This is a genomic window from Pseudodesulfovibrio sp. lm2024 (assembly GCF_051175575.1).
In the GTDB taxonomy this organism is placed as follows: domain Bacteria; phylum Desulfobacterota; class Desulfovibrionia; order Desulfovibrionales; family Desulfovibrionaceae; genus Pseudodesulfovibrio; species Pseudodesulfovibrio caledoniensis.
Map to the genome: position 1 here is coordinate 1,421,173 of NZ_CP195092.1, position 16,890 is coordinate 1,438,062.

The following is a 16,890-nucleotide window of genomic DNA, read 5'->3' on the forward strand; positions in this document are numbered from 1 at the left end:
ATTATTTCAATACCTTGAGTACGTCTTCGGTGAAGTAGGACAGGATCAAATCCGCGCCCGCGCGCTTGAAGCCGACCAGGGATTCCATGACGATGGATTGCTCGTCGACCCAGCCGTTTTGGGCGGCGGCCTTGATCAGGGCGTATTCCCCGCTGACCTGGTAGGCGGCCACCGGCGTGTCGAAATTGTCGCGGATCAGCCGGACAATGTCCAGGTAGGGCTGGCCGGGCTTGACCATCAGGAAATCGGCGCCTTCCTCCAGGTCGGCGGCGGCCTCGCGCATGGCCTCGCGCACGTTGGGCGGGTCCATCTGGTAGGTCTTGCGGTCGCCGAACTTGGGCGCGCCCTCGGCGGCCTCGCGGAACGGGCCGTAAAAGGCCGACGCGTATTTGACCGCATAGGACATGATCGGGACGTTGATGAAGCCCGCTTCGTCCAGGGCGGCGCGGATGGCGGCCACGCGGCCGTCCATCATGTCGGACGGTGCGATGATGTCGGCTCCGGCCTTGGCCTGGGACACGGCGGTCCGGGCCAGCAGGTTCAGGGTCGGGTCGTTCTGCACGTATTCGTTTTTGACCACGCCGCAGTGGCCGTGGGAGGTGTACTCGCACAGGCAGGTGTCGGCCAGGATGATCAGCTCGGGCCAGCGGGCCTTGAGCATGCGCGTGGCCTTCTGGATGATGCCGTTGTCGTCGTAGGCCCCGGAGCCCATCTCGTCCTTGGTCCTGGGGATGCCGAAGAGCATCAGGGCCTTGAGCCCGTTGCCGATGGCCTCGGCCACCTTGATCTCCAGCTGTTTGAGGGAGAGTTGGTACTGGCCGGGCATGGACGGGATTTCCTTCTTGAAATCCTCGTCGTCGGTGTCGATGACGAAATAGAGCATGACCAGGTCGTTGGCCGTGACTTGGTTCTCCCGCACCAGCTCGCGCATGGCCGGAGAGGTCCGCAGCCTGCGTCCGCGATAGAAATCAGTGGGTATCATTATTCCGCTCCAGAAAAGAGATTCAGTTTGACTACTTCTATACCTGTCCGCGCCCATCCCGCAAGTTGGTGCAACAATTTGTGTCCGAAGTCGGGAGCGTCGTGGAACGATTGGAAAAAAAGGCCGGGACCCCTTATTGATAGGGGAGGTCCCGGCCTTGGAATGGAGTGTTTACAGCTTCTCGCCGGTGATTTCTTCGTCGGTGAGGTAGCAGGCGGGGTCCTGGGCCCAGAAGTCGCCGTAGTAGGCCTCGGCGCGGGCGCGGAAGTTGCCGCCGCAGATGTTCAGGAAGCGGCAACCGGCACAGCGGCCGCCCACGTGGGGGCGCTTGTCCTTGAGCTTGTGCAGGAGCTCGATGTTCTCATCGGTCCAGATCTCGGAGAAGGGGCGCTCCAGGACGTTGCCGAAGGTGTGGTGGCGCATGAACTGGTCGGCGTGGACCTGGCCGTCCCAGGAGATGCAGCCGATGCCGCGCCCGGAGGAGTTGCCCTCGTTCCACTTGAGCAGTTCGAGCACTTCCTTCGCGCGTTCCGGGTCTTCCTTGAGCAGCCGGTAGTAGACCAGGGGGCCGTCGGCGTGGTTGTCCACGGTCAGGACCTCCTTGGGCAGCCCCTTGTCGAACAGGGCGCGGGTGCGGTCCATGATCAGGTTGACCACGTCGCGGGTCTCCTGGTGGTTCAGGTCCTCGTTGATCAGCTCGGAACCCCGGCCGGAGTAGACCAGGTGGTAGAAACAGATGCGCGGGATCTCCATCTGCTCAATGAGGTCGAACAGGTGGGGGATCTCCACGGCGTTGCGCTTGTTGATGGTGAAGCGCAGGCCGACCTTGAGGCCCTCGGCCTTACAGTTCTCGACGCCCTGGAGGGCCTTCTTGTAGGAGCCCTTGACGCCCCGGAACTTGTCGTGGACCTCCTCGTTGCCGTCGATGGAGATGCCGACGTAGGACAGGCCGACTTCCTTGAGCTCGCGGGCCTTGGACTTGGTGATCAGCGTGCCGTTGGTGGAGATGACCGCGCGCATCCCCTGGGCGGTGGCGTACTTGGCCAGGTCCACCAGGTCCTCGCGGACCAGGGGCTCGCCGCCGGAGAAGAGCAGGACCGGCGCGCCGAACTGGGCCAGGTCGTCGATCATCTCCTTGGCCTTGTCGGTGGAGATGGGGTCTTCGTGGGAGCTCGGGTCCACGGCGTGGGCGTAGCAGTGCACGCACTTGAGGTTGCACCGCTGGGTCATGTTCCAGACCACCACCGGCTTTTTATCTTTTGAAAATTGGAGCAGATGGGACGGCAGCTGCCCGGATTCGCGGTTGTAGCGCAAGGCGTCGGAAGCTTCGACGGCGCCGCAGTACAATTTGGAAATGCCTATCATTAATATACCTCTCAGGTGAAATGAAGGTCTCTCAGGTAGCACACAAAATGCGCGGTGTAAAAGACGAAAAAAGAGGCCAGGAATGGCCCCTTGTCGCGTCCCTGCCTGTGAAGATAAGAACTATTCTCGGAAAGTCAAGCGGTCATTGGGCGGCCTGATCGGCCATCCTGATCTCAACCCTGCGGTTTCGCTGCTGATCCGCCGCAGTAGTCCCGGCGGTCAGGGGCCGGGATTTGCCGAATCCCACGGCCTCGATGAGGTTCGGGGCGATGCGCCACTTGTCCACCAGGTACTTCTTGACCGCGTCAGCCCGCTTCTTGGACAGATTGAGATTGTACTGGGCGTTGCCCGAGGCGTCGGTGTGGCCGCCGACCACGATGCTCCGGCCCTTGAACTCGGGCGAGTTCAGGGTTTCGCCCAGGGCGTCGAGCACGGCGTAGGATTCGGGCTTGATGGTCGCCTTGTCGAAGTCGAACTGGATGTCCAGGTCCACACCCGAGATGCCGGGGCGGGGCGTCGCGTCCTCGCCGTCGGTCCGGGCGGGCTCGCCTTGGCCGTTGCCCTGTCCGGGCTGTCCGGCGACCGGGCCCGAGGACACGGCCGGGGCCGGGGAGGTCTCGGGCGGGAGGTCCGAGCCCTGCGCGCCGTCGGTGGGGCCGTTCATCAGACCGCTCTTCACCGCCTGCGGGGTGGAGGCGTAGGCGAACCGCGAATCCGGGTCGGGCAGCCACGCCCTGAGCGGCACGGCCATGTCCTTGGCGATGGCCCGGATCATCTGGTTGAACGGGCTGTGCGACATGCGCGTCTCGTGGAGCACCACCACATAATCGTCCGGGTTGCGCTGTTCGATGCGCGAGGACTGGATCATGGTCCACAACAGGGTGCCGCTGCCCGCGGCGTAGACGTCCACCTGGATGGTCACGGCCGAGTCGTCCAGTGTGGTGCCGTCATAAAAATAGGGCACCTTACCGATGACCAGCAGGTCCGCGCCGCGCCGCCTTGCCGATTCCAGGGCCGAGGAATACCCCTGGTAGCCGTAGCCCGAGGCCTGCTCCATGGTCGAGAACAGCCGTTCCTCGGTCCAGGCGTTGAAGAAAATCTGTGTGAACGAGGCGGACAGGGCCGCGTGGTCCGCGCTTTCCTGTTGGATGACGAAGGGGTGGATGTAGGCGGTCAGGGGCGTGTACTGCTTGCCCTTGGGGTGGACCGAGACCTGGAGCGCCGATTTCCTGACGGGCGCGTCCGTGTAGATCTTGGTCTGGTCAGTCAGGGAGAAGCTCACGTGCGAACACGCGGCCATAGTCAGCAACAGGCTGAAAAGTATAGCTTTTTTCATGTCATTCACCGGCTGATGGTTGAAACCGCCCGGAGTCTCCCGCCGGGTTTGCGACGGGGCCGGAATCCTTGGCGGGATCAAAGCAATATGTATGCCGGTGAATCTACTGGAGGGTCTGGGTGGGCGAGGGCGCGGACTCAATGGATTCCAGGAGCTGCTCGCGGGACTCCTGGAGCCCCTGGCGCAGGAGCAGCTTCTTGCCGGTGGAGAGCTTCCGGAACTCGGGCCGGTCGGCCAGCTCCGAAAGCCGCTCCATCTCGACGATGACGCTGCGGATGAGCTTGTGGATGTCCCGCTCCCTCGGGTTGAGCTGGGAGGCGAGCAGGGCGAGATCGCGGATCTCCATGGCCATCCGCTTGAAGGCGCGCGGGTCGGTCTGGCGCGCCAGCTTGCGGTGGGCCTTGTAGGTCTCGATTCTGCGTTTGAACCATCCGATCATAGGCGTTTCCTACACGGTCGGCACCTGGCCCCGCATCATGAGCACGGCCGCGATCATGCCCAGCAGGAAGGGGATCAGGAGCACTGCCGCCACTTTCATGTAGCTGGTCTTGTGAATGTATTTCATGCCGATGGCGGTCAGGACCAACCCCCAGACCGCGTTGAACAGCATCCAGCCCGCCATGAAGTTCGCGGTGAACATGGGGATGATCCCGGTCATCATGGGCGCGTAGGCGTAGGCCACGGCCCGGAACGATCCTTCGAACCCCTTGTTGCCCGATTTGAGCACGCTGAGGATGAGGTGGTAGAAACCGGAGATGGCGAACAGGGACAGGGCCACGACGGCCGGTGTGAGCAGAAGCTCGAAGAGCCCGTTGGTGGCGTCGTAGGGCACGGCCTGGAGCCCCTGGCTCGTGACGTCGATGCCCGGGGTCAGCCCGGCCACGCCCCAGGCGTACTGGACCACGGTCTGGATCATGGAGATCAAGATGGCGAAGGTCAGGGGCTTGGACAGGCCGTTGCCCACGGGCATGACCGAGAAGAACAGGCGCGGCGAGAGCAGGACCAGCTTCAGGGTCAGGAACAGGCCGTGGAAGAAGCCGTAGCGGTCCAGCTGCTCGAAGGGCGGCGGCACCTGCATGGGGGCCGCCTCGCCCTCGTCCGAGTCCGCGAAATCGGCTTGCATGGGGTCCGGGAAATCTTCGTTGAATTCGCCGGTCCAGCCGGGGACGGGCTGCTGGTCCGGGTAGTCCCGCCGCCGGTCGTCGGCCTCGCCGTAATGCTCGTCGTAAGCCGCGTTTTGAGGCTCGCCATAGGCGTCGTCATAGGGCTCGTCCCGCGTCGGGCGGGGCTTCTCGGGCGGGGTCATGGTGTGCAGCCGCTGCCACAGTCCGTCGCCGTCCTTCTCCTCCTCGGGCAGGCCCGGAAACGCCTTGTCCTCGGGCTCTTCGGCCCGGTCAGGGCGTGACGGTTCGGTGCGGCGCAGCCCGCTTCCTATTACGGGCGGGGTTCTGGTCTTGCCCCGGGGGTCGGCGGTCCTTCGCGCGGCCGGTTCGGGCTCGGGCCGGGCTGCCGGTGCAGGGGGTTCGGCACCTTCGGGTTCCTCGATGAGGAACTCCTCCTCGGGCAGGTCGCGGAACTTGAACTTGGTCTGGCATTTGGGACAGGTCGCCACCTGGGAGCGGGCGGGTATCTTGCTCTCGTCCACCTCGCGGGTGAACCTGCATTCGGGACATATTATCTGCATTGTCTTTCCTTGAAGGACATGAATATCGATCGATGATCGGTCGTATACATTTTGTAGGTCAGAATCAAGCGATCTGCAACGTGCTGCACGATTAGCCGGGGTTTTCCTCCAGCAGGAGCATGGACAGGGAACCCACCAGGAACGTCGCCTCGGAGAGCAGAGAGCGCGGGATGGTCGGGTAGTCGTCGCTGAGCACGTGGCTGATGCCGCCGCCCGAGGCCGCGTCGAACCGCTTGAGCTTGGCGGTCAGGGCTTCCGGCGATTTGGTCAGCCGGCTGTAGTGCAGGATGGGTGCGTCCAGGACCAGGGCGGTGCGGCCCTCGACCCCGGTCAGCCGCTCGTGCACGGGCCGGGTGAAGCGCACGCCCTCCTCGTTGCGGAACAGGCGCAGCTGCAGGTCGGGCCACAGCCCGTAGCCCGCCTTGCAGCGGGTCTCGTCCGGGTACAGGGTCATGCGCGGGAACCAGCAGGCCGTGAGCCGCTTCACCAGCAGGCAGGCCGGGAGCAGCCCCCAGACGTCCTCGCTGAACCGTTCGTCGCCGTCCAGGTACAGGACCCAGTCCCCGGCGCATTGGTCGAGCATGAAGTTGCGCTGGGACGCGAAGTCGTCCAGGGGGCGGGCCAATTGGCGGACGGGCGCGGCGCAGGTGAAGTCGCGGCCGGGCGCCTCTTCGGCGTCCCAGAGGACCACCACCTCGCGGACCCAGTCCGGGAACTGGGCGAAAAAGTCGTCGAGCCCGGGCTCGTCCGGGGCCAGGATCACGCCCACGGACAAGTCCGGGGCCTGGACGCCCACGTGGCTCAGGTACGAGCTGTTGATGGCCTGGTGGGGCTTGGCGTTCATGAACAGCCGTTGGAGATTGCGGTAGGCCCCGCGCCGGTCATCGTCCAGGGCCGGGTTCAGGGCCAGGGCCGCCTTGTCCGGACTGATCCCGCTCATGGCCAGGATGTAGAGCTGGGCCCAGGGCGAGGTGTCGGCCAGGACCAGGAACCGGGATTCCGGGCCGTTCCACGCGGGATGGGCGGACAGGAAGGCGCGCGCCGCGGCCGGGTCGGTCTCGCAGACCACCAGCCGGGCGTTCTCGGGCAATCCGGCGGCCAGGGCCAGGGCGTGCTCGCCGCTGCCCAGGCCGAACAGGACCAGGGCCTCGCCCCGGCTCTTGTCCAGGATGCGCAGGGAGCGTTCGGCAAAGGCGGCCACGTCGGCCGGGTCGGCCTTGGCTTGGGCGGTGGCGGCGTTCTGGCCGTCGCGAAATCCGAATTCCAGGACGGCGGCGGTGTATTGTTCTATCAATCCGGTGTTCATTGCGAGATTCCTTTGCGTCGGAGCAGTTCCAGGTACACGGCTTCGAGTTTGCGGGCGATGTCCTGCATGCGGAACAGGCGGGCGGCCTTTTCCCGTCCGGCCAGCCCCATGCGCCGCGCTTCGTCGGGATGGGAAAACAGGTACTTGAGCGCCATTGCATACTCCTCCGCGCTGTTCGCCACAAGCCCGGTGACGCCGTGCTCCACCAGTTCGAGTTGGGCGTTGTCGCGCAGCCCCGAGCTCGGGTGGGTGATCACGGGCAGGCCGCAGGCCATGGCCTCGGCGATGGCCAGGCCGAAGGATTCGCCCGTGTCGTTGGCGTGGGCCAGGACCGAGACGTCGTTCAGAAAGGCGGCGATCTCCGCGTCGGTCTTGACCTGGCCGCGGAACAGGACGTGCCCCTGCAGGCCGTGTTGGCGGACATAGTCCTCGGCCTCGGGGATGCCGCCGATTATGTGGTAGCGGAAGTCGGGCACGTCGCGCAGGACCAGCGGCAGGAAGTCCAGGGCCAGGGGCGACCACTTGCCCGGATCGGGCCGGGAGATGCGTCCGGCCACGGGCCGGGAGAAGTCTCGGTCCGACTTGGCCGCCCCGGCGAACAGGTCGGTGTCCACCGGGTTGTAGAGATACGAGTACCGGGTCGGGTCCGGGGCCACGGGCGTGGTCCTGTGGAACCGGTCCAGGCAGAAGCGCGAGACGAACAGGGTGTGGTCGATGATCGCGGCCTGGGTGCTGGGGTCGTGGCGGCCGAAGACGTTGGTCTCCACCACCACGGGCACGCGGGCGCGCTGGATAGGCCTGAGCAGATCGGGCTCGGGCCACCCGGCGCGGTGGACGTGCACGATCTGCGGCCTGAAGCGTTCGAGCACGGACAGCAGGTCGGCCCCGATGAAGGTGTCCACGCCCGCAGTCCGAATCTGCGCGGCGCGCACGCCGTTCATGCGGCTGTAGACCGCCGGAGTGAACCGGGCCCGATCGAGGTTGGCCACGAAGAGCTGCATGACTTTCTCCGTGCCGCCAAGGCCCAGGGACTTGATCACATGGAGAACGCGGACAGGGGATTCAACCATGGCGGAAAGGTGACACATGCCGCATGTGTTGTAAATAACGGTCTATGGTTCAAGGAAAACGGCACGTTGTCCGCACAACGAAAACCGGCCCCTTGCGGGGCCGGAGGATCATCGGTTGGCGTTGTTGTAGGCGTTGGCCGCGCGGAATTTGGCGGCCGAGGTCCCGCTGCGCAACGGGGTGGGCTCGGCGGGCTCGGCCGGTTTGTGCTCGGCTTTGGGCGCGGGTTTGGGCGCGGGCGCGGTCTGCTGCGGGGCCTGGGGCGGCTGCATGTTCATTACCGGCGGGGCCTGCGGGACCGGGGCGGTCTGCGGCGCGCTCTTGGACACGGTGTCGCCCGGGGCCGCCTTGCCGTCGTGGATGGGCACGATCTGGGCGTAGGCCGAGCGCAGCCCGTCCAGAATCTTGATGACGTCGTCTACCATTCTGTTGTCCAGGCGGATGTTGGCCTTGACCAGTTGCGTGGTGCAGAACATGTACAGCTGGCTGAGCTTGGGGGTGATGTCCCCGCCCTTTTCCTTGTTCAGGCTCTCGGACAGCTCATGGATGATCGCCATGGCCTTGGATATGTAGATGCCCTTTTTGGCATAGTCCCTGTTGTCGATCTCCCGCTTCGCCCGTTTGAGAAACTTGATCGCCGCCTCATAGAGCATGAGGAGGAGTTCCCCCTGGGTGGTGGTTTCGATCTGGGTCGCCAGGTATGCCTTCGCTGGGTTGGCCATCAATTACTCCTTGCTATTGATTCAGCTGCGCCAATGCGGCTTGAAGTTGTCCCTGTTTGAGCTGGTATTGTCCCAGCAGCGTGTCGAGGCGGGAATACTTCAAGCGCAGGTTGCGTTCCAGTTTTTCGATGCGGGTTTCTTCGAAGTCGATCTTTTTGTCGATGGAGGTCATGATGTCCTTGTAGTTGTTCTGCAGGACCGACAGGGGACCGCCTTCGTAGGTATATTTGTTGTACGGCTTGGTCAGCTCTTCCAATTCATTGATCATTTCAGTGGCCTTGCCCGCCTTGACCGCCACCTTGCCGCTGTGAGTTCCGGCTGCGGTGTTGTTCACCCGGATGGCCATGCCGAGCGCGTCGCCGGACTTTCCGGTGATCTCCCATCCCGAGACGGTGGCTTCCTCGCCGTTGATGGTCGCGCTGAGAATCTGCGTGCCGTCGCTGACCACCTCGATGTCGTATTCGCCCGGCTTGGTCGTGCCTTCGATGAGGGAGTTGAACGTGAAATCCGTGGTCCGGCTGACCCCGGTGGGCTCCAGGGAGAACAGCTCGGCCACGGCCGTGGGGTCTGCCTGCAGGGCCTCGTCGAGCTTGTCGTAGTCGATGGTCAGCAGCCCGTAGGTGGGCGAACCCTGCTCGGCGTCGGTGAAGATGCCGAGCTGGGACAGGGAGGCGAACTTGTCGCCCGACTGGGTTTTCGGGTCCCAGGGGGTGAAGCCGATGCCCATGTTGGCCGTAATGTGCTTCAGATTCTGGGAGATGATGTCGATGCCGTAGTTGCCGGTCAGGATGGACCCCTTGGTCTCTTTCTGGTCCGTCAGCGAGTTGCCGCCGGTGCTGACGGCCCCCTTGGTTTCGTCCACCTTGGTCAGGGCGATGATCTGCGCCCGGATGACGTTGACCGCTTCCACGAACTTCGTGACGTTGTCCGAGATGCCGTCGGTGTCCGTGGTCACGGTTAGGCTGACCACCGTGCCGGGGGAAGCTTCCTTGAGGTCCAGGGTGATGCCGGAAATGATGTCGTCCACGGAGTTGGAGTCGCGCTCGATCCAGCCTGAGCCGGGGGCCGGGAACCCGTCCACGCTGATCTGGCTGTTCTGGGCGTTCTGGGTCTCGGTGAAGTCGCCCGCGCCGAACATCAGCGTGCCCGCGTTGGAGATGACCAGCTGGTTGTCCGCGCCCAGCTGCTTGCCCGACAGCTGCAAGTGGTAGGAGGTGCCGTCGAAGATGGTCGAAGCCTGGATGATTCCTCGCGAATCGGGGTGGTTGTTGATCAACTCGACGAACCCCTCCAGGGTGGTGTTCGCCGGGATGTCGTTGATGGTGATGGACTTGCCGGCGTAGGAAAAGGTGAACGAGGTGGCCGAAGAGGTGATGACCGAGTCAAGGGAGCCCGCGCCGGAGTTGGTGATCAGGATGTCGTTGGTGGCCAGCTGGTTGATGGTCACGGTGTGGGTGGATTCCAGGGCGTCGGCGTCGGCGGTGGCCGTGAGCAGGTTCGTGTTGGAGCTGGCAACGCCCTTGGTCATGAACTCGTTCAGGGAGTCCAGCCCTTCCAGGGCGGTCTTCAGGCTGAGCAACTTGGTGTTGAGATCCAGGAACTGCTCGTTCTTGAGTTCCCAGCTCTTCTTCCAGTTCTCCAGTCGTGTGACGCGGCCTCGCTCAACCTTGACGAGCCCTTCGATGAGGGTGTTGAAGTCCGTCCCGTTGCCCAGGCCGGTAAAGTTGATCGCACCCGATGTGTATGTTGTGTCTGCCATGGCTGCATCCTTAATCGGAAGATTTTTCCCATTCCATTAGGTATGAAATGGCCTGCAATCCTGATGCCACGGTAAAAGACGAAAATCCTCCTGTAAAAACAATGGGCCGGGCTCTCAAGGAGCCCGGCCCGAAAGTCGCCTTGAAAGCGATGCGATTGCCGACTAGCCGATCAGGGACAGGGCCATTCTCGGCATGCTGTTGGCCTGGGCCAGCATGGAGACCGCCGACTGGGTCAGAATCTGGTTGCGCACGAATTCGGTCATCTCGGTGGCGACGTCGACGTCGGAGATGCGGGATTCGGCGGCCTGGACGTTCTCGGCCTGGATCTCCAGAACGGAAACGGTGTTTTCCAGGCGGTTCTGCAGCGAACCGAGGTTGGCGCGGATCTTATCCTTGGAGATGATGGCCTTGTTCAGGACATCCAGGGACCGCTGGGCCAGCTCCTGAGTGGAGATGGATCGTCCGTTGGTGCCGGTTGCGCCGAGACCGACGCCCAGGGCCGACGCCGTGGCCGAGTTGATCTGGACGTAGTAGTAGTCTTCCGAGCAGTCGTTGCCGGTACCGAAGTGGACCTTCAGCTTACCGGTGGCCTTGAGTCCGGATCCGTCGTGGGTCGAAGAGGACAGGGCGCCGTTGAGCAGGTAGATGCCGTTGAAGTCGGTGGAGCTGGCGATACGGGTGATTTCCGAAGCCATGGCCTGATACTCGGAGTCGATGATCAGACGCTGGTCGGAGTTGTAGGTACCCGTGGAGGCCTGCATGGCCAATTCCTTCATACGGATCAGCTTTTCATCGATAACGCCGAGCGCGCCGTCAGCCGTCTGGATGAGGGAGATGGCGTCGTTGGCGTTACGGATGCCCTGCTGCAGGGACTTGACGTCGGAACGCATCAATTCGCGAACGGCCAGACCGGCGGCGTCATCCGACGCCCGAGTGACGCGCAGACCCGAGGACAGGCGACGGGTGGACGTTTCCAGGTTGCCGTACGAGACACCCAGGTTGCGCGAAGCGTTCATCGCCATCAAGTTGTGGTTGATAACCAGAGACATAATTTCCTCCTTGAAATTGTTTTGGCTTCCATGCCTAGGTACGATCCCGGGGGTCACATCCCACCGGGAAAACCTTCTTTTGTTGCCCACTTCATCGGCGGGGGTGAAGAAAACTTTAGGTTGCGTGAACGATTTTTTATGTCCCTGAATACGGGAAAGGAGCGCGGTCGGGCAGAGGGCGCGCCAGACCGTGCAAAACGGACCGAACGGGCGGCGAAAAAAAATGGTCCCGGCGATCAGTAAAGCGGGATTAAAGGGGAAAATTTATACCGCGCGACAAGGGACGGCCATCAGGCGAAGCTCGCGCGCATTGTCTCGAGGAGTCTTTTCAGGCGGATCTCATAGGTGTGCTCGGCCCGGATGCGCCGGGCGGCCGCGCGGCTGATTGCCGCCCGCGCCGCCGGATCGGCCGCGAACCGCTCGACCAGTTCGGGGATTCCCTCCACCGTGCGGTAGACCGCGGCCTCGCGGTCCAGATCGAAGAGATCCTCCATCTGTTCGCGGTGGTCGGTCAGCAGGAACCCTCCGCAGGCCGGGACGTCGAAGACCCGCTGGTTGACCGCGCCCTTCATCTGGCGGCTGGTGCAGTTGAAGTTGACGGTTGAGCGCGGATAGAAGCGCGGCAGGTCCACGTAGTAATCCAGGTTGGGCAAAAGCCGCGCGTCCGAATCTTTCAGCAGGGGCGTCCAGCCGTCGTCGCCCACCACCAGCGGGGCAAAGGGCAGGATGGCCCGCACGCAGGAAAGGCGGTACTGCCGGGTGGCCTCCCAGGTGAGCAGGGATTCGGCGGCCAGCCGCTGCTCGCGGGTCAGGTAAGCCATGGCCTCCAACCAGTCCGGGCGCTCGGCTTCGAGGAACCGGGCCACCGAGGTCTCGCCGGAGCGGCCGAACCCCCCGGCCACGGTCCCGTACTCGTGAAGCAGCGGGGCGGGCAGGCCGGACAGGGCCAGGGATTTCTTCACCGGCCCGCCCATGGAGCTGCCCACAAAGGAGATGGCCGAGGTCCACTCGGCCGGGGCCGAACCCGCGTCCGGCCGGAACCGCTGCGGATCGGTGGCCAGGGGCAGGTAATGGACGTGCTTGAATCCCCGGTCGCGCATGGCCTCGAGGTTGCCCGCGTCAAAGGTGAAGATGGCCGTGTTGTCCGCGCCGGGGTGATCGTAGTCGAAGAGGATCAGGTGCGGGTTGTCCACGAACCAGGAGGCCAGGGGCAGGCCGAGCTCATTGAGCAGCCCGGCCAGCTTGCCCTCGCGGTCCAGGCCGAAGTGGTTGACGGTCAGGGCCAGGTCCGGACGGAAGTCGACGACCGCCTTGAGCAGCCCCTCGATGAATTGGCCGGAGCCGGTCTCGCGGTTTGTCAGCTCCAGTCTGTGGTGGGCCACGCCGAGGCGGTCCAGGGCGGCCGGTATCTCCCGGCACAGGAAATAGTCCGAGTCGAAAAAGAGCACGCGGGGGGCGGCTGACCGGAACTTGGGATAGCGCGCCACGGACCAGAAATCCGGCTGCGCTCCGGCCTTGAGGGTCTGGGCCAGGGCGCCGTAATAGTCCCGGTCGAGGCGCTGGTAAAGGGGCAGGATCACCGGGACGAGCGGGCGGCCGCCGTGCTTTTCCCGCCACCGGGCCAGCCGTTCCAGGGCCGTGGCCGGGTCCGGGTCGTCCACGTGCAGGCAGACGGCGCTGTCTCGTCCCCCGAGGGCCCCGGTCCGTTCGAGCAGCCCGCGTTCCCGGTCCACCACGGCCACGGGCAGGCCGCGTTCGAGCAGGCGGTCCAGGCAGCGGCCGAGCCCCGCGCCCAGCAGCACGGGCAGGGCGTCGTCGCCTACCGCTTCGGCCAAATCGGCCTCGCGCGCAAGCCCGTCCCGACCCCAGAGATGCCAGGTCTTGCCCTGGATGCGGATGCGCAGGTCGGTGAGGGTGTGGCCGTCGAGGACCGGTTCGACTGTATACGGGGTGGGGCTCATGATCTGGACCTGTACTGCATCAAAGGGCTGCCCGGCAAGGGGCGGTGAAACGGATAAGGCCGCCCCGGCTTGTGCCGGGGCGGCCCGTATGCGCATGCGAACGGCGGTTATTCCTTGGAGCCGCCGAACAGTCCCTTGATGGCGCCGCCCACGGACTCGCCGGCCTTGCCCGCGCCTTCGACCGCACCTCCGACCGCCTTGCCCACGGCCTCGGAGAGCTGCTTGCCCACCTCGGTGACCGTGCCGGTCACGTCGCCGGTCATCTCGCCGAGGATCTGGGCGAACGCCTCGGCCGGAGTGGTCTCCTTGTCCTTGCCGATGTCCTTCAGGTGGATGTCGGGCAGGTCGATGCCCATGCCCTGGTCGCCGAAGGCGTCGAGCAGGGAGCCGCCGAGGTTGATCTTGCCGTTCTTGACGATGAAGTTGTTGATCTGGATCGTCTTCTCGGAGCCGGTCTCGGACTTGGCCTCATCGGTCTTGGCCGTGCCGCCCTTCTTTTCTCCGGCCACGGTCTTCTTGATGTTGTTGACGATGGTCTGGAAGTTGTCGGTGTTGCCCCGCTTCTCATAGCTGATGACCGGGCTGTCCACGTAGATTTCCTCGATGATGATCTTGTCCTTGGTCAGGGAGTCGGTGTTCACCTTGACGCGGATGGTTCCGCACTCGACCGCGCTGGGCATCTTGAATCCGGCGGGATTGCCCAGGTAGAAGTCGGACAGGGTCCCGGATCCGGACAGTACAGAGATGTCGGCCGAGCCGAGCCGGACCTCGGTCTTGGTGATGGGCGGGCCGAATTCCTCCACGGCTGCCTTGATCAGGTCGCCGAGATTGAGGATGACGAGCACGATGGCGGTGATGAGGCCGGCTACGATGACGCCCGCGCCGATAAGAATGTATTTTTTCATGGCGACTCCTTTCTGGTTGAGTGAGGGACTACTCGGATACGATACGGCATTTATGATGACAGGGCAACATCCTATCGGGAATGTTGCGGAAGTGTGGGGAAAAAAGTTTCGGCCATGTGGCGCATCTCCCCGGTGCCCGCGCCGCGTCTGCCCGAGTCCAGGGACGGCCCGGTCTCCGGCAGGACCTGCCCGCCGCCGTCGAAGACCGCCGGTTCCAGGCGGCGGCAGAGCGCCCCGGCCCGGTTCGCGGCCCGGTCCATGAGCTCGACCACGCTCTCCTCCCGGAGCTCGTCGGACACCGGGTCGTGGTAGCGGATGGGGCCGGTCACCCGGTCGGCCTGGTCGAGCCACTGGGGCGCGTAGAACAGGGCGGTGATCTCCCGGGCCGTGTCCGGCAGCCATGCGGACGCGCCGTACAGGCAAGAAGCCAGCCAGCGGACCGGGAACAACCTCTGGAATCCGGCGAAGACCTTCAGTGCCGAGGCCAGGGCCGGACCGGCCTTGTCCGGTCTGATGCCCGCGAGCTCCGCCATGCCGCTTAAGGGCAGGGCGTCGAACAGGGCCGGGCCCAGGGAGGCGAGCTGGTTGCGGATGCGGTAGAGCGGGCGGCCGATCATCTCCGGGCAGGCGGTCATGTCCAGGAGGGACTCCAGGGCGCGGTGGCGCTGCCGGGCCAGGGACTTCTCGCGCCTGGAGGCGGCGTAATAGTCGCCGGTCAGGTGCCAGACCATGGGATGCATGATCGTGTCCGCCCACAGGTGGGAGACCATGCCCACCAGCAGGGCTCCGGCCAGGTCGCGGTTCGGGGCGCGGGCCGCGTGGCGGGCCTGGAGCCGGAGCAGGGCGTAGGTGTCCTCGCCGCGCGCGCCGTGGATGCGGTGGGCCATGCGGGCCATGGGCAGGGCGCGGGGCGTGGCCCCGTAGAACAGGGCGTCGTGGAGCACGGCCCCGAGGAGCATGGCCTGGGGATGGATCGCGAGACCGGGCGCGAACCGGGTGTCGGCGAGCAGGGCGGCGGTCTTTTCGGCGGTCTTGAAGTGGATCAGTTCCTTGGGCATGGCGGTCCGGTTTTGGGTTTGCCTTTTGGCCATCCTACTTGATACCTTCCGCGTGGCAACACAAACATGAACCCGTCGAGGAGACGATGGTCAAATATCTCATCAATGAAGAGTACGACGTGGAGGACGCCGGGGCGGCCAAGGGGTTTTCCCGGGGCGAACGGCGCGAGGACTACGCCGACCCGTGGCGCGAGACCGGCAACGTGGTCCTGATCGGGCTGCCCGGTTCCGGGCGGGCCGAATTGGCCCGGCTGCTGGCCGACCGCACAGGCAAACCCGTGCTCACGCCGCCGGACGCCGGAGACGCGGCCGAGGCCCTGCGGGGGCGGGGCGCGATCATCGTGCTCGAAGACCGGCTGGTGGACGATCCGGGCGTGCAGCCGCTCATCCACGACGCGGGCAAGGTCTTCTACCTCATGGCAGACACCCGCCTGCTCTCGGGCCGAGTGGCGGAGCGCGAAGGGCTGGCCGACGCCGAGGAGTTGTGGCGCGGATTGTCGGCCCGGCTGGCCGAGGTGGAACCGACCTTCTACGGCGTGCTCCATTTCATATTACAAAGTGCGCGGTCCCCGGAGGAACTGGTGGACGACGCCCTGGAGAAGATCGGCTACTAGCCGGTCCCGGTCCGGGCTGGTGACAGTCCCGACCGTTTGCGGTAAGCAGAAAGACCTTTTCACCTACATATATATCTGGAGTAGAATTACATGCCGGAAAAGAATCTCAGGGTCGAGTTTTTGGCCATGACCCCCGACGCCCTGTCCCTCATCTATGCCGCGTTCCGGCAGTGCTACCACGCCGGGTTCGTGGCCGACATGTGGCCCCGGCTGCTCTCCGGCGAGATCGACCCGCAGGTTCAGGCCGACTTCGTGTCCAAAACCATGGAGTCGGGCCACGACAGCCCCATCGAGCACGTGTCCATGACCTTTGCCGTGGAGGGCATCTCCCGGGCCTGCTCGCACCAGGTCGTCCGGCACCGCATCGCCTCCTACTCCCAGCAGAGCCAGCGCTACGTGGCCGAGAACGACATGGACTACATCGTGCCTCCGGCCATCGCCAGGATCCCCGAGGCCAAAGAGCGGTTCGAATCGTTCATGGCCGAGGTCCAGTCCGCGTACTCGGACCTGCGCGACATCCTGGTGGCCAACGGGCGCAAGACCAAGGCCAACGAGGACGCCCGTTTCGTCCTGCCTCAGGCCGCGGAGACCAAGATCGTCCTGACCATGAACTGCCGCAGCCTGCACCATTTTTTCCACCTGCGGTGCTGCAATCGCGCCCAATGGGAGGTCCGGGCCATGGCTGACGCCATGCTGGCCATCTGCAAGGACAAGCTGCCGGCCATATTCGCCAAAGGCGGGGCCCGCTGCGAACAGCTCGGTTTTTGCCCGGAATCCCCCAAATTCGCCTGCGGGAAGTATCCGACCCGAGACTATCAAGAATAGATTTTTTCCATAGGCCAGGACTTTTTCCCACCCCCGAGAGGCCTTGCCTTTCTTGACGATTCGGTTACGGCGTATTTTTTGTTTTTGAATCCGTATTGTTACACCTGTTCCTAACGGGTGCGTACCCGGCAGCCCTAGAGGGACGGGGGTTTAACGGCATATCACTAATGCCGGATTCGACGCCGCGCTTGTATAGGAATGATTGTTGTCTCTAAATATTCAGTTTTTACAAATGGTTGTGAAGATGTACTCCAT

At 64.2% G+C, this 16,890-nt stretch carries 15 protein-coding genes; 2 read left to right on the plus strand and 13 right to left on the minus strand.

All coding sequences use genetic code 11. The annotated features are described in order from the left end of the window. Position 1 precedes the first annotated feature (1 nt). From hemB to ACR42D_RS06605, 13 genes are all read right to left on the minus strand, one after another. Entirely contained in the window at positions 2-982 is a 981-nt protein-coding gene (gene hemB, locus ACR42D_RS06545) for a porphobilinogen synthase (RefSeq protein ID WP_484566031.1), read from the minus strand. A gap of 171 nt (positions 983-1,153) precedes the next feature. Then, positions 1,154-2,347: a 12,18-didecarboxysiroheme deacetylase gene (gene ahbC / locus ACR42D_RS06550; RefSeq protein WP_484566032.1), complete on the minus strand. Its 1,194-nt coding sequence runs from the start codon at positions 2,345-2,347 to the stop codon at positions 1,154-1,156. Positions 2,348-2,489: 142 nt separating this feature from the next. Further along, entirely contained in the window at positions 2,490-3,683 is a 1,194-nt protein-coding gene (locus ACR42D_RS06555) for an OmpA family protein (RefSeq protein ID WP_484566033.1), read from the minus strand. A 103-nt stretch (positions 3,684-3,786) separates the two neighbouring features. Then, complete coding sequence (locus tag ACR42D_RS06560) at positions 3,787-4,122, minus strand: hypothetical protein (protein WP_484566034.1); 336 nt, start codon at positions 4,120-4,122, stop codon at positions 3,787-3,789. A gap of 9 nt (positions 4,123-4,131) precedes the next feature. Next, a complete protein-coding gene (locus tag ACR42D_RS06565) occupies positions 4,132-5,367 on the minus strand; it encodes a YIP1 family protein (protein ID WP_484566035.1) in 1,236 nt (411 codons plus the stop codon). A 91-nt stretch (positions 5,368-5,458) separates the two neighbouring features. Further along, positions 5,459-6,673 (minus strand): glycosyltransferase family protein, encoded by a 1,215-nt coding sequence (locus tag ACR42D_RS06570; RefSeq protein ID WP_484566036.1) that lies wholly within the window; start codon positions 6,671-6,673, stop codon positions 5,459-5,461. After that, positions 6,670-7,743 carry a glycosyltransferase family 4 protein gene (locus ACR42D_RS06575; RefSeq protein WP_484566037.1) on the minus strand — a complete coding sequence of 358 codons (1,074 nt, stop codon included), beginning with the start codon at positions 7,741-7,743 and terminating at the stop codon, positions 6,670-6,672. The genes ACR42D_RS06570 and ACR42D_RS06575 overlap by 4 nt, the downstream gene beginning before the upstream one ends. Positions 7,744-7,851: 108 nt before the next feature. Beyond that, the gene (gene fliS, locus ACR42D_RS06580) at positions 7,852-8,463 is read right to left on the minus strand and encodes a flagellar export chaperone FliS (RefSeq protein ID WP_484566038.1); all 612 of its coding nucleotides are present in this window, start codon (positions 8,461-8,463) and stop codon (positions 7,852-7,854) included. A gap of 13 nt (positions 8,464-8,476) precedes the next feature. Next, entirely contained in the window at positions 8,477-10,222 is a 1,746-nt protein-coding gene (fliD, locus tag ACR42D_RS06585; protein ID WP_484566039.1) for a flagellar filament capping protein FliD, read from the minus strand. A gap of 162 nt (positions 10,223-10,384) precedes the next feature. Further along, positions 10,385-11,272: a flagellin N-terminal helical domain-containing protein gene (locus ACR42D_RS06590; protein ID WP_484566040.1), complete on the minus strand. Its 888-nt coding sequence runs from the start codon at positions 11,270-11,272 to the stop codon at positions 10,385-10,387. Positions 11,273-11,562: 290 nt separating this feature from the next. Then, positions 11,563-13,233 carry a CgeB family protein gene (locus ACR42D_RS06595; protein WP_484566041.1) on the minus strand — a complete coding sequence of 557 codons (1,671 nt, stop codon included), beginning with the start codon at positions 13,231-13,233 and terminating at the stop codon, positions 11,563-11,565. A 107-nt stretch (positions 13,234-13,340) separates the two neighbouring features. Beyond that, on the minus strand, positions 13,341-14,138 hold the full coding sequence (locus ACR42D_RS06600) for an AsmA family protein (RefSeq protein ID WP_484566042.1): 798 nt from the start codon (positions 14,136-14,138) through the stop codon (positions 13,341-13,343). Between the two features lie 71 nt (positions 14,139-14,209). Then, positions 14,210-15,229 (minus strand): zinc dependent phospholipase C family protein, encoded by a 1,020-nt coding sequence (locus ACR42D_RS06605; protein WP_484566043.1) that lies wholly within the window; start codon positions 15,227-15,229, stop codon positions 14,210-14,212. 53 nt (positions 15,230-15,282) lie between these two features. On the opposite strand from ACR42D_RS06605, the gene ACR42D_RS06610 reads away from it, so the two are divergent. Together ACR42D_RS06610 and thyX are read left to right on the plus strand one after the other, a co-directional pair. After that, a complete protein-coding gene (locus tag ACR42D_RS06610) occupies positions 15,283-15,810 on the plus strand; it encodes a hypothetical protein (RefSeq protein WP_484566044.1) in 528 nt (175 codons plus the stop codon). A gap of 90 nt (positions 15,811-15,900) precedes the next feature. Further along, positions 15,901-16,635, plus strand: coding sequence for an FAD-dependent thymidylate synthase (gene thyX / locus ACR42D_RS06615; RefSeq protein WP_484566045.1), 735 nt, complete (start codon positions 15,901-15,903; stop codon positions 16,633-16,635). Positions 16,636-16,890 lie beyond the last annotated feature (255 nt).